Below are 13,267 nucleotides of genomic sequence, written 5' to 3'. Positions count from 1 at the left end.
GATTATTGACCTGAAATTACAGACTGTATACAACTCCAAAGCTTAAATAAGATATTGAATAACCTGCCTCTGCATACACACCCCATTTGGAGTTAAACTGGTAACGAGCTCCAACTACACCACCAAAGGCCAGTCCGCCTGCTGCCGCATTACCCGGATCTATTCCCGCACCGTAGTATCTTGAGCTGGCGATGTTGTATCCAAGCATAATCCCTGCATAGGTGTCAATTTTTGGAATGAAAGGGTAGTGAAACAGACCTCTGGCACCTATAACGATATGTGAATATTTATATCCATAGTCACCTGAACTTGGTATATAACCGATTTTTTCATTGTGTCCATAGTATCCCAGATAGCCTCCAAGGCCAAGATTCAGTTTATTCACACCAAAAAGATTCTGTTTGAAGCCTTGATCATAGGATACCTCTATAGGAATTCCGTATGAGTTAAGACCGATACCTGCTCTGATGTGCTTGCTGTTGTTTCCGAACAGAGCCGGATTGTTTTGTGCCATTGCACCGGTAGCAAAAAGGAGTGTAAGAACTGACAGAACTAAAGTTACTTTCTTCATTGTTGTAATATTTGATTTTTTTGTGAGTAAAACTTGAGGCAAAGATATGCTCTGCCTCAAGTTTATTAACTAAAAGCAGGGGGACAAAAAGTGGACAAGCAGAAAATTTTTAGTATAATTGCCTGCTTTTTCCTTTTTACCCATAATCAGATGCTATTAAGAATCTTTCGTATCGTCAACCTTTTGGTTGTTTATCTCGTTTTGTTCACACTCACTGTAACTGGTCGTACAGCAAAAATTGATAGTCTAGAAAACCGGCTTAATAATCATAAAACCAGGGATACTACAAGGGTTAATATTCTTAACGAAGTTGCCTACGAAGCATATTTCAGCAACAAAGAGAAGACAAGGTTATATGCAAAAGAGAGCTTTAAACTTGCAAAAGAGCTGGGGTTTGAAAAAGGGAGGGCAGAGAGTTTATGGTTACAGGGAATGGCGAGTATGGAAATTGATCCTAATGGCTCGCTTACCCTTTTTGAAAGTGCGCTGGCGATAGCTGAGAAGATTAATAATAAGCAGGGGTCAGGCAAATATACAAATGCTGTTGGGACTGTTTTCGGAGTAACCGGCCGGGACTCTATCGCAATTATATTCTTTCAGAAAGCTATTGATATTGCAAAAGAGCTTAATGATTTTCAAGAGCTTGGTAAATATCTTATTAATATTTCACAGGCTTATAACCGCATGGGCAGGGTTGAGATGGCTTTAGGTGGTTATAAAGAAGCCCTGCAAGCTCTGCTGAAAGCCGGAGATAAAAACGGAGCAGCTATATGCTATAACTCTATGGGTAATATATATACAACACAGGGTAACTACCCTTTTGCTCTTGAGTGTTTGCATAACGGATTAAAAATTCGCGAAGAGATGCAGGAGATTAAAGCTGTATCCAAAAGTCTTGTTAGTATAGGCAGTATATATTTTACCCAGAAGAACTACGAAAAGGCACTTGAATACAACCAAAAAGTAATAGAAATTGCCGGGAAAGCCGGAGATAAACATGCCCTGGCAGGCGGATTGCTCAATATCGGGCTTATCTATATTCAAACTAATAATGAGCAAGCAATGGAGTACCTCAGGAAAGCGCTCGCTATTAGTAAGGATTTGAAAGTTCTCTCTCTTCAGATTAACATCCTCTTTAACACAGGGCTGTTTTATTATAAACAGTCAGAAAAGCAAAAGGCTCTTGAGATTTATCAGGAGGCACTAAGCTTATCAGAGGAGAATGGAATGAAGTCATCTGAAAGCTTAGCAAAGTTACAGATTGCTATAATATATTATGATCAAAAGGAGTTTTCCCGCGCCCTCGACTATGCAAGAAGCAGTCTTGAAATAGCAAAAAATCTTAAAATTATTGAGACTGAAAAAGATTCACATTATCTGCTTGCAGAGATTTATGCGAAAACAAACAACTTTAAAGGTGCGTATATCCACAATCAACTATATAAGGAGTTGAGTGATAAGATATTTAACGAAAACAATGTCAGGAAAATTACAGAGCTGGAGTACACTTACAGATTTGAAAAAGAGAGGCAGGCGATAGCCTTAGAGCAGAGTAAAAAGGATGAGGTTCAGTCAGCTAAAAGAAAACAGCAGTATGCAATTATCTTAACTCTTTCTGTAAGTTTTATCCTTGTGTCGCTGCTTGCATTATACATACTCCGTCTATACCGTTTTAACAAACAGGCAAACGAAGCTCTCCGCAGAATGGAGACGGAGAAAAAAAGGCTGCTTGAACAGGAGATTGAAAGGATTAATAGGGAACTTGAGGATAATCAGAGATCTCTGACTGCCGCATCACTTAAACTAATTCAGAATTCGGAACGAAATGCAGAGAGAGTAAGAATGCTCGAATCAATTATAGATACAATAACACCGGAGGGAAAAAGGGTTGTTCTGGCTATGATTTCAGATTTTAAAAGAATTTCCCGCAGCTCAAACTGGAAAGAGTTTGAACTGCTTTTCCAGAAGGTACACAGCTCTTTTTACGAAAAGCTTAATAGTAATTTCCCGGATCTTACTGCAAACGAAAGAAAACTGTGTGCATTTCTAAAACTGAATATGAGCAGTAAAGATATAGCAAACATAACATTCCAGTCAGAAGAGGCTCTTAAAAAAGCTCGTCAGCGTCTGAGACAGAAATTGGGTATTGATCGAGACACCAATCTTGTTAGCTATTTGCAGAATATTTAATGCTATTTTGAATTGATTGCATCAACCGGATTCAGGTTAGCCGCAGTCCAGGCAGGAAGAAGACCGGCAACAATTCCAATAACAGATGAAATCATTAATCCCCTGAAAATATTGTAAAAACTTAGTGTCATAGGGAATGATTCATTTCCCTTAAGGGCAAGTACAACACCCCCAACCAGCAGAAGACCTATTGCCCCTCCGGCTAGTGCCAGTACAGCAGCCTCTGCAAGAAACTGAGTAAGGATCATATACTTTTTAGCCCCGAGAGCCTTCTGTATACCAATAAGATTTGTCCGCTCCTTTACCGAAACAAACATTATGTTGGCAATACCAAAACCACCTATAAGTATTGAAAAACCTCCGATTATCCACCCGGCCATATTGATACCACCAAATATTGCTTTAGTCTGATTTAGCAAGAATGTCATTTCATTAAGGGCAAAGTTGTCGTTCTGTTTTGGCTTTAACCTTCTTGCAGCCCTGAGAAGCTGGCGCATCTCCTGAAGGAACTCCTCCCTCTCAACTGTTGCAGATGGTGTCACACAGATCATCCCCTCTGTGTTTTTTACATTCATTATTGTTGCGGCAAAGTTGTATGTTATAAGAATGGAATTATCTGTATCAAAAATATTTACTATACTCTCACCTGCCTTTTTCTGTACACCGATAACCCGTGCGCTTGAACTTCCAATTTTAATAACTTTATCAAGCGGATCCTCTCCGTTTGCGAAGAGTGCGGCAGCAACCTCATAGCCGAGAATTACAGCAGGTATTGAGGAGTTTGCCTCATAGTGTGAAAAATATCTACCCTTTTCAATCTCTACATTTGCAATCTCTCCCCACTCAGGTGTTGCAGCAGTAATAAAACCATTGCTGAAAGAGGCTCTCTTGTACTTAAGGGTTCTGTTTGTAAATACAACATAAGCAGCAGCATCAAGATTTCTTGCATTTGACTTAAGAAACAGATACTCCTCAAATTTTGGTCTTGGTCTGTTCATATACTCCCACCATTTGTACTCTTCACCCTCAGGCGGAGCAAAAGGGAACTGCTGGACATAGACAGTTTGTCCTCCAAAGCTGTTCAGCCCTGATTCTACATTGCTTTTTAGGGCATCAATAGCCGTAAATACAGTAACAATCGAGAAAATTCCAATACTTACTCCAAAAAGTGAAAGGAAGGTCCTGAATTTATCGCCCCTCAGCGATCCAAATGCGAAACTTATACTCTCCAGCATAAGCTTGAAGATCATTACGACCCTCCTGTAGATCTTTATCATATTCTCAATTTGTTATAGTCCTGTCTTCTTTTTAATACTCCGGAGTTTGTCAAAAGCCTCCAGTGGAGAAATTGTGTTTATATCCAGGTCCTTAAGTTCGTCTCTTATTGAGAGTAGGACCGGGTCATCAAGCTGGAAAAAAGAGAGTTGCACAGCATCGTCATTTAAGGTTACCCGTCTCTTCCCATTTTTTGGACCCTCTTTGGATTCAAGCTGCTTTAGAACCCTCTCTGCCCTCCTAACAACATCTGCAGGCATTCCCGCCATTCTGGCCACATGGATACCAAAGCTATGGGCAACTCCTCCCGGTACAAGCTTTCTAAGGAATATTACCCTTTTATCAACCTCTTTAACAGAGATGTGGAAATTTTTTACCCTGGAGAATGTCTGTTCAAGGTCGTTGAGTTCGTGGTAGTGTGTTGCAAACAGCGTTTTAGCTCTAAAACGAGGATGCTCGTGAAGATACTCAACAATTGACCATGCTATGGACATTCCATCGTATGTGCTTGTCCCTCTTCCTATCTCATCAAGCAGCACGAGGGATCTCTCTGAAAGATTGTGCAGGATTGTTGCCGTTTCAAGCATCTCCACCATAAAGGTACTCTCTCCTCGTGATATATTATCAGAAGCACCCACTCTTGTGAATATTTTATCAACCATTCCAATCTCTGCAGCATCTGCCGGAACAAAGCTTCCCGCCTGAGCCAGAAGGACAATCAGGGCCGTTTGCCTTAAAAGTGCACTCTTACCGGCCATATTTGGTCCGGTTAATATTATAATCTGCTGGTTATCTGAGTCTAATTCCAAATCATTGGCAATATACTCCTCTCCTGCCGGCAGTAATTTTTCAATTACCGGATGCCTGCCAGCTTTTATAACTATAGAGTTACCCTCGGTAACATTTGGTCTGTTATATTTATTTGTCTTTGCAACTTCCGCAAAACCAGCAAGTAAATCAATCTTTGCCAGAATTGCAGAATTTTTCTGTATTACCGGAATGTTATTTTGGATGGAAATGATAAGATTGGCAAAAATAGCCTGTTCTATAGAGAGCATCTTCTCCTCTGCGCCAAGTATCTTCTCTTCGTATTCCTTAAGCTCCTGAGTTATGTATCTCTCTGCATTAACCAGTGTCTGTTTGCGGATCCACTCCGGCGGAACCTTATCCTTATGTGTATTTCTAACCTCTAAGTAGTAACCAAAGACATTATTATAGCTAACCTTAAGAGAAGAGATTCCTGTCCGCTCTGTCTCCCTCTCCTGTAGTTGATTAAGGTACTCTTTTCCGTGTCTTGCAATGTGTCTGAGTTCGTCAAGTTCTCTGTTTACCCCGGCTGCAATAATATCACCCTTTCCAAATTGCCCGGCAGGATCCGGAAGCAACTCCCTCTCCAGCCTATCTTTTAAGGCCGAACACTCATCCAGCCCTTCCGACAGAAGTGTTAATTCAGAAGCAAAGGGGAGTATTGACTCTGCTGCAATCTCTCTGCAGATATCTTTAACGGGCTCCATCTGCTCCAGTCCTCTTTTAAGCTGGATAGCTTCGCGCGGAGAGATTTTGCCGGCCGCAGCTTTGGAGGCGACGCGTTCAAGATCACCTATTTCAGAGAGGATATTGCGCAGAGGTGCGCGGCGTGTATCATCTTTATATAAAAGTTCAACAATATTGTGTCTGCTGTTAAGCTCATTAAGACTCTTAACAGGCATAGCAAGCCAGTTCCTCAGGAGCCGCGCTCCCATGGGGGAGGAGCTTTTGTCAACAACAGATACAAGAGAGGCTCCACCCTCTGCCTGACTCCCAAAAATCTCAAGATTTCTGAATGTGAATTTGTCAATCCATACATGCTCCTCCTCATCAATGCGGGAGATAGAGCATAGATGGCCCAGGGAGCTGTGTCTTGTAATATCAAGATAAAAGAGTATGCTTCCTGCAGCGGTTGCAGCAAGGGGAAGCTCCTCAATTCCAAAACCCTTAAGACTTTTAACCTGAAGCTGTTCAAGAAGTTTTTCGCGGGCAGCATCCTGAACAAAGGCCCACTCATCCATAGGAGTGATATAAATATCTCTTCCGAATCTCTCCTCAAATCCTTTTTTATACCCTTTCTGCAGCAGTACCTCCTTTGGGGCAAAGCTTGCAAGCAGAAGCTCTATATAATCAAGGGAGCCCTGAGCTACCCTGAATGAACCAGTGGATATATCCAGAAAGGCTATCCCTGCTCTCTCCTTTTCAAAATGGAGAGCAGCCAGATAGTTGTTCTCCTTCTGGCTAAGCAGTTGTTCATTATAGGCTACACCGGGAGTTACAAGCTCAGTAATTCCTCTTTTAACAATCTTCTTTGTGAGTTTTGGATCTTCCAGCTGGTCACAGACAGCAACTTTATATCCGGCCCTGACCAGCTTGGGCAGATAACTGTCAATGGAGTGGTGCGGGAAGCCTGCCAGTTCAATAAACTGAGCAGATCCGTTACCCCTTTTTGTAAGGACAATTCCAAGCACGGCAGAGGCTGTAATTGCATCCTCGCCGAATGTCTCGTAGAAGTCTCCCACACGAAACAGCAAAATAGCATCAGGGTATTTCGCCTTTATGGAGAGATACTGCTTCATCAAAGGAGTTTCCACTATATTCTTGTCGCCCTTCATTCCTACAAAAATAGATATATTTTGCTTCAAAACTCTATCTTTGTACATTATCAAACAATTAATACCGACTATGAAAATCTTACGATTTACCGCACTTATGGCAGCCATCTGTGTGATGGTTCTGACCACAACAAATTGCTCGCCCTCAAAGGAGGAGATGGCACAAGAGGAGATGACCAGGGTAATGGAGAAAAACTCTGCAGTGGGACTTGCCGTTGCCGTAGTAAAGGGGGGTGAGATAATCTACACACAGTCATTTGGTTATAAAAGCTTAGAGGATAGCACTCTCCTTGCAGAGGGGGATGTTTTCCGTATTGCATCAATATCAAAATCATTCACAACAACAGCTCTCCTTACACTAATGGAGAAGGGTCTTATTAATCTGGATCAGGATGTAAGCGAACTTACAGGGTTCCCTGTTAGAAATCCCGCTTTTCCGGATGTGGTTATAACTGTTAAGATGCTGCTCTCACACACATCATCTCTTAATGATAGTCAGGGCTATTTCAATCTTGATGTAATCAACCCTGAAAAGAATAAAGAGTTTGCAAAGAGTTACAACCCATACGAACCCGGAACACAATATGAGTATTGCAATCTTGGCTTCAACACTCTGGGGGCAATATCAGAAAAGCTGGCAGGGGAGAGGTTTGACCAGTTTATACGCCATACAGTTCTTGAACCGCTGGCTCTTTATGCATCTTTCAATCCGGACTCACTTGACAGAACAAAGTATGTTTCTCTTTATGATTCTGTTCCGGCACCGCAGCCTGCAGCATATGTAAGCCGCGCGAAACAGCTGGATAGTGGATATGTGATGGGTTACAGCACTCCGCTCTTCAGCCCTACCGGCGGAATGAAGATATCGGCAACAGACCTTGCAAAATATATGATTATGCACATGAACTACGGAGCATTGCAGAATGGTGGAAAAATTATATTAGAAGAGACTTCTCGCCTTATGCAGAGCCCTGTGGTTGAGACTGGTGAAGGTGAAACCTACGGCCTCGCACTCAGACAGAGCAAGAACTTTATCCCGGGAGAGATAATGGTGGGTCATACTGGATCTGCTTACGGACTTTACAGTGCAATGTTTTTTGAGCCTGAGAAGAAATTTGGGATAGTACTCATTACAAACGGATGCAACCCTGTTTACGAGGGAGGTTTTGTGAATATTCAGACAGATGTTGCGAGGGCACTGTATAATATTTTTATTAAAGAGTAGTTTCTGAAAACCAATATGAAGAGGGTTTTAATAATCACCTATTACTGGCCCCCGTCCGGAGGGTCGGGTGTGCAGAGGTGGCTTAAGTTCACAAAATACCTGAGGGATTTTGGCTGGGAGCCCATAATATACACACCGGCCAATCCGGAAATGATGGCTGTGGATAACTCTCTTTCTTCAGAGATTCCAGAGGGAGTCCAGGTAATCAGAAGAGATATTCTGGAGCCCTATTCTATATACAGAGCCCTTACCGGGAAGAAAAAGGGCGACATTAAGCCCGGATTTATAAATACCGGCGGAGGCACATCTCTATTCATCAGAAGCAACCTCTTCATACCGGACCCAAAATGTCTCTGGATAGCCCCTTCAAAAAGGTTCCTCAAAAGGTGGCTCAGGGAGAATCCGGTTGATGCAATTGTAAGCACCGGTCCGCCACACTCAATGCATCTTATTGCAAAGGGGGTGGCAAAGTCACTTAATATTCCGTGGCTGGCAGACTTCAGGGACCCATGGACAAAGATGTTCACATTTAAGTATATGAAATACTCGGCACTGGTAAAGGCTCTTCACACTTTGCTTGAGAGAGGGGTTGTAAAGGGTGCCGATGTTGTGCTTACGGTAACAAATACAATTGCCGGGGAGCTTGAGAGTGTCAGGGGAGGGGGAGCAGTCCCGGTAATAACAAATGGTTTTGACCCTGCTGACTTTCAACAGAAGGCGCCATCACTGGACAAAGAGTTCTCAATTACATACACAGGTCTCTTTGTTAAGAGTCAGAATCCTGAAGTGTTGTGGGGAGTTCTTTCAAAGTGGGCTAAACACGACCCCGGATTTGCATCGGCCTTAAAAATAAGATTGGTTGGGCATACAGACGGGACAATACTCAAATCAATTGAGGAAGCAGGCCTCGATCCCTATCTTGAGAGGATTGACTATATGTCTCACGACAAGGTAACAGAGCTTCAGATGGCGTCTCAGCTACTTCTCCTCTCCGGAGGGATGGAGCCGGAGAGTAGGGGAATACTCACCGGAAAATTCTTTGAGTATCTTGCAGCCAGAAGGCCGATACTTGGTTTTGGTCCCAAGGGGGGAGACATGGATATAGCCCTGGGTGAGAGTGAGGGAGGAGCAATGTTTGACTATGATGATGAGAGAGGCTGCAGAAGATGGCTTGAGGATAGGTATGCCGAATACCTTGCGGGTGGGGTACCGCCTGCAGACGGAAATATTGATATATATTCCAGAAGGGAGCTTACGAAAAGGCTGGCTCTTCTGCTTGATGAGATTGTAAGATAAAATAGATATGAAAAATCTGAAAATATGGTTGCCCTATGTGGCTGCAGTTGCACTGTTTTATGTGCTTGCATATATGTTTACCCCGCAGGTCTTCTCCGGGAAGGTGGTAAATCAGAGCGACATTGCCTCCTGGAGAGGGATGGCCAATGAGATTATTACATACAACGAGTCTCACCCGGATCAGGATCCGGCCCTCTGGACAAACTCAATGTTCTCAGGGATGCCGGCAACAACAATCTCCCTAAAGTATGACGGGGACTTCCTTGACATCTTCTACAATGCAATTCATAAACTTACCGGCCAGAGACCGCCTAGCTATCTGCTGATTAGCATGGTTGGTGCATTTCTCCTCTTCCTTGCCTTTGGAGTTAACCCCTGGCTCTCAATTGTGGGAGCTGTAGCAATCTCTTTTGCCAGCTATAATATGCAGATAATTCAGGTGGGGCATAACTCAAAGATGGTGGCGATAGCATTTATGCCCTGGGTCCTTGCGGCTGTAGTTTATGCATACAGGAAAAAGGGATTTTTAGGAGCAATCCTTTTTGCATTTGCGCTAAGTTTCCAAATTAAGGCAAACCACCCTCAGATTACATACTATCTTGCGATAATTGTTTTGGGGTACGGCTTTGCAGAGTTATACAACCATATCGCTGAGAAGAAAATTCTAAAGTTTTTAAAGGTCTCCGGCCTTTTGCTTCTGCTTGGCGGATTGGGCATCGCTAGCAATATTAACCATCTCTGGCCTACATATGAGTACTCAAAGTACACTATGAGGGGAGGCTCTGAGCTGGCAAAAGAGCAGGGGAAACAGCAGGAGGGGCTTGATATAGGCTATGCAACCAGCTGGTCATACAGTCCGGAGGAGACACCTAACCTCTTCATTCCAAATTTCAACGGAGGCTCATCCGCAGGAGAACTTGACAGAGAATCGGCAACCTATAAGGCCCTTAAAGGTGGAGGATATCAGGGTGCAGACCAAATTATCAAACAAATGCCTCTCTACTGGGGGCCTCAGCCATTTACTGCAGGACCTATGTATCTTGGTGCAATAATGGTATTCCTCTTTATTTTAGCCCTATTTTTAATTGGAGGGGCTGTTAAGTGGTGGGCTCTTGGAGTGACACTTCTGGCTGTGTTGCTCTCCTGGGGGTCAAATTTCCTTCCACTTACTGAGTTCTTTTTCAAGTATATTCCAATGTATAACAAGTTTCGTACGGTTTCAATGGTGCTTGTAATTCTTCAGATACTGGTACCGCTAATGGGAGTGCTTGTTATTGAAAAACTCATGAAGAGTGAGTTTTCTGCGAAGAAATTTAAAACCGGGATGATATCGGCTCTTGTACTTACAGCCGGATTTGCACTTTTAGCAATGATATTCCCCTCAGTTGCCGGCTCATTCACCTCTCCGGCAGATGCAAATTTACCTGAACAGATAAGGGCAACGCTGGCAGAGGACAGGGCATCACTTTTATCGGCAGATGCCTTTAGGTCTGTTCTCTATATTCTTGCTGCAGCTGCTGTTTTGTGGTTTGCCTTTGGCAGAAGAGAGGCATCATCCAAAAATAGGGTGCTATCACCCGCTAAGCTCAAGTATCTGGTATACGGAGGAATAGGCATTTTAGTTCTGGCAGATATGTGGGGAGCCGGAAAGAGATACCTGAATGACTCTCACTTTATCAAAAACCGAGAATTTGAGCAGCAGTATGCCCTCAGGCCTGTTGATAATATTATACTTGAAGACAAGGATCCAAATTACAGAGTTCTGGATATAAGCATCAACACATTTAACGATTCACATATAAGCTACCACCACAAAACAATTGGAGGTTACAGTCCTGCAAAACTTCAGCGCTATCAGGATATGATAGATTACCACATTATGCCTGAGATGCAGAAGATAGCCTCTTCGCTATCATCTGTGAAGACCCTGGAAGAGGCTCAGATTATGGTGGATAACACAGAGACACCTGTGCTGAATATGTTAAATTCCAAATATATCGTTATTGGGGCTCAGAATCCACCTCTGCTTAATAACAGAGCTATGGGTAATTGCTGGTTTGTAGATTCAATAGCATGGGTTGCAAACAACCTGGATGAGATAAATACAATTTCTGATGTTAATCTCTCAAATACAGCAGTAGTTTCTGAAGAGTTCAGATCTTTTGCAGGCGAGATAACAACAGCTGATGCTCCTGCATTTGAGGATGTAATAAAACTTACAAACTACTCTCCCAACAAACTAACATACCAATGTGAAACAACCTCTGACAGGGTTGCCGTGTTTAGCGAGGTGTGGTATCCAGCGGGATGGATTGCAACTATAGACGGTAAACCTGCAGAGATATTCAGGGCAAACTACACCCTGAGAGCCTTAAAGGTTCCGGCAGGAAGCAAGGTTATTGAGATGGAGTTCAGGCCGGACTCATACTATAAAGGGGCAACTTACTCCAGGATTGCATCATCAATTTTGCTGGTGCTTCTGGCAATAGGCGGATTATTTGAGGGTATCGCGTTCAGACGCGGCAGGGGCAAGAGTCTTTAAACAACTTGTTGTAGAGATCAAATGCCTCGTTAAGAATCTTAATGGCAGTGCGTTTGTCGAGGAATTTCTCAACTACCACGGTTTTGTTTTCAAGCTTTTTGTAATCTTCAAAAAAGCTGAACATCTCAGATATGGAGTGGTTTGGCAATTCTGAGATATCGTTGAAGTGGCTTACGCTTGGGTCTCCGGCGGCAACGGCAATGATTTTATCATCGGCCTCACCACCATCAAGCATCCTCATAACTCCTATTACCTTGGCCGGTACAATTGTAAGCGGAACCACCTCTATCTGAGATAGAATCAGGATGTCAAGCGGATCTTTATCACCACAATAGGTTTGTGGAATGAATCCATAGTTTGCGGGGTAGTATACAGAAGTATAGAGAACCCTGTCAAGTCTTAAGAGCCCGCTCTCTTTGTCAAGTTCGTATTTGGCTCTGCTCCCCTTTGGGATTTCTATTACTCCGTTTACAATATTTGGAAGTTTGTCTCCGGGCGAAACACAATGCCAGGGGTTGAAACTGTTTGTCATAATCATCATTTAGGTTAATGCTCAAATTTACAAAAAGAGTGGCTATCTTTGCACTTAATTATGAATAAGAGCTATCTGATTATTGTTTTTGCAATTCTGATTTCTCTCTCTTCACCATTTAGGGTGAGCGAAAGAGAATGCATCTCTCCAGATGAGCAATTTGCATTTACAGCCTCTTATCAGAATCAGGGGGCTATGCTCTCATCTGCTCCTGCCACAGTGCCAGCAATCACGGAGACCCCACAGACTGCACCTGCGGCAAAAGGAAACGGAGGTCAAATGCTTTCGAGATTATCAGGCTCTTCTCTCATCAGGCAAAGAGATATAGAAAACATTTACAGAATGGCAATGGTAATTTCCGGAGAGGCCAGATCTGCTTCTCTCGAGCCACTCAAAAGGTATTTCGTTTTTGCAATCAGGGAGATTATAATTTAGGTTCAGGTCTTTGAAAAACTTCTTCCAGTTTATTAATTTTTCAAGACTATAATATGAACACAGATAATATCACAACAAACGATGTGAGAGAGATTTCACATCCTCAGATTGCCAAAAGGGCAAACATTACAACTATAACATCTTCACTTTTACTAATTCTTGCGGGGATACTTGCAGTAATTCTCTGGTCCGGAGTTGCCGGGGTAATATTGATTATTGCTGGTGCGATTGTATATATAATTAAACCAAAAACAGAGATATACGAACCAACAGGTTGCCATATTGAGAGAAAATCATATTTTCTTTCCTCTGAAAAGAGCGAAATCACAAGAAAAATCCTTGAAGGGGAACTTAACGACTCAACCGAGCCTGTTCAGTTTTTGCAGCAAGGGGGAACAAGGCTTGATGTCCTTATATCCAAAGACAGAGATTTTGCTGCCTGGCAGGTATTTCACTTTGTGCCACATAAATATGTTCCTGTAAGTAAAGTGTATACACTTACCGGCCCGCCTGCTGTACAATTTGCCAGGTTTATAAAGAGATCAGATAAAGGCTGATT

Annotated in this window: 10 protein-coding genes; 6 read left to right on the top strand and 4 right to left on the bottom strand. The window is 42.7% G+C overall.

Annotation, left to right across the window (positions count from 1 at the left end):
* Nucleotides 1–16 precede the first annotated feature (16 nt).
* Complete coding sequence (locus U5907_06700) at nt 17–571, bottom strand: hypothetical protein (GenBank protein WRQ32269.1); 555 nt, start codon at nt 569–571, stop codon at nt 17–19.
* Nucleotides 572–661: 90 nt separating this feature from the next.
* Between U5907_06700 and U5907_06695 the strand changes: the two genes are divergently transcribed.
* Nucleotides 662–2,761, top strand: a complete 2,100-nt coding sequence (locus tag U5907_06695) for a tetratricopeptide repeat protein (protein WRQ32268.1) — start codon at nt 662–664, stop codon at nt 2,759–2,761.
* Between the two features lie 2 nt (nt 2,762–2,763).
* Here the strand turns inward: U5907_06695 and U5907_06690 are convergent, their stop codons facing one another.
* Nucleotides 2,764–4,038 carry an ABC transporter permease gene (locus U5907_06690; GenBank protein WRQ32267.1) on the bottom strand — a complete coding sequence of 425 codons (1,275 nt, stop codon included), beginning with the start codon at nt 4,036–4,038 and terminating at the stop codon, nt 2,764–2,766.
* Between the two features lie 12 nt (nt 4,039–4,050).
* Nucleotides 4,051–6,678, bottom strand: coding sequence for a DNA mismatch repair protein MutS (gene mutS / locus U5907_06685; protein ID WRQ34088.1), 2,628 nt, complete (start codon nt 6,676–6,678; stop codon nt 4,051–4,053).
* A 70-nt stretch (nt 6,679–6,748) separates the two neighbouring features.
* Here mutS and U5907_06680 point away from each other — a divergent pair, with 70 nt between their 5' ends.
* From U5907_06680 to U5907_06670, 3 genes are read left to right on the top strand one after another with little or no spacing between them, the layout of a single operon-like run.
* The gene (locus tag U5907_06680) at nt 6,749–7,903 is read left to right on the top strand and encodes a serine hydrolase domain-containing protein (protein WRQ32266.1); all 1,155 of its coding nucleotides are present in this window, start codon (nt 6,749–6,751) and stop codon (nt 7,901–7,903) included.
* Between the two features lie 15 nt (nt 7,904–7,918).
* The gene (locus tag U5907_06675) at nt 7,919–9,199 is read left to right on the top strand and encodes a glycosyltransferase (protein ID WRQ32265.1); all 1,281 of its coding nucleotides are present in this window, start codon (nt 7,919–7,921) and stop codon (nt 9,197–9,199) included.
* Nucleotides 9,200–9,206: 7 nt separating this feature from the next.
* Complete coding sequence (locus tag U5907_06670; GenBank protein WRQ32264.1) at nt 9,207–11,741, top strand: YfhO family protein; 2,535 nt, start codon at nt 9,207–9,209, stop codon at nt 11,739–11,741.
* On the opposite strand, the gene U5907_06665 is transcribed toward U5907_06670, so the two are convergent.
* The gene (locus U5907_06665; protein WRQ32263.1) at nt 11,713–12,273 is read right to left on the bottom strand and encodes an inorganic diphosphatase; all 561 of its coding nucleotides are present in this window, start codon (nt 12,271–12,273) and stop codon (nt 11,713–11,715) included. The two genes, U5907_06670 and U5907_06665, sit on opposite strands and share 29 nt — an antisense overlap.
* Before the next feature lie 60 nt (nt 12,274–12,333).
* Here U5907_06665 and U5907_06660 point away from each other — a divergent pair, with 60 nt between their 5' ends.
* Together U5907_06660 and U5907_06655 are read left to right on the top strand one after the other, a co-directional pair.
* A complete protein-coding gene (locus U5907_06660) occupies nt 12,334–12,708 on the top strand; it encodes a hypothetical protein (GenBank protein WRQ32262.1) in 375 nt (124 codons plus the stop codon).
* 53 nt (nt 12,709–12,761) lie between these two features.
* Nucleotides 12,762–13,265, top strand: coding sequence for a hypothetical protein (locus tag U5907_06655; protein WRQ32261.1), 504 nt, complete (start codon nt 12,762–12,764; stop codon nt 13,263–13,265).
* Nucleotides 13,266–13,267 lie beyond the last annotated feature (2 nt).

Source organism: Bacteroidales bacterium MB20-C3-3 (assembly GCA_035609245.1).
Taxonomy (GTDB): Bacteria; Bacteroidota; Bacteroidia; order Bacteroidales; family UBA932; genus Bact-08.
This window is presented reverse-complemented; position numbering and strand designations above follow the sequence as displayed.

Excerpts from the sequence above, each read along its gene's own strand:
- U5907_06700 (WRQ32269.1), bottom strand. The coding sequence starts at position 571 with ATGAAGAAAGTAACTTTAGTTCTGTCAGTTCTTACACTCCTTTTTGCT.
- U5907_06690 (WRQ32267.1), bottom strand. The coding sequence starts at position 4,038 with ATGATAAAGATCTACAGGAGGGTCGTAATGATCTTCAAGCTTATGCTG.
- mutS (WRQ34088.1), bottom strand. The coding sequence starts at position 6,678 with ATGAAGGGCGACAAGAATATAGTGGAAACTCCTTTGATGAAGCAGTAT.
- U5907_06680 (WRQ32266.1), top strand. The coding sequence starts at position 6,749 with ATGAAAATCTTACGATTTACCGCACTTATGGCAGCCATCTGTGTGATG.
- U5907_06675 (WRQ32265.1), top strand. The coding sequence starts at position 7,919 with ATGAAGAGGGTTTTAATAATCACCTATTACTGGCCCCCGTCCGGAGGG.
- U5907_06670 (WRQ32264.1), top strand. The coding sequence starts at position 9,207 with ATGAAAAATCTGAAAATATGGTTGCCCTATGTGGCTGCAGTTGCACTG.
- U5907_06665 (WRQ32263.1), bottom strand. The coding sequence starts at position 12,273 with ATGACAAACAGTTTCAACCCCTGGCATTGTGTTTCGCCCGGAGACAAA.
- U5907_06660 (WRQ32262.1), top strand. The coding sequence starts at position 12,334 with ATGAATAAGAGCTATCTGATTATTGTTTTTGCAATTCTGATTTCTCTC.
- U5907_06655 (WRQ32261.1), top strand. The coding sequence starts at position 12,762 with ATGAACACAGATAATATCACAACAAACGATGTGAGAGAGATTTCACAT.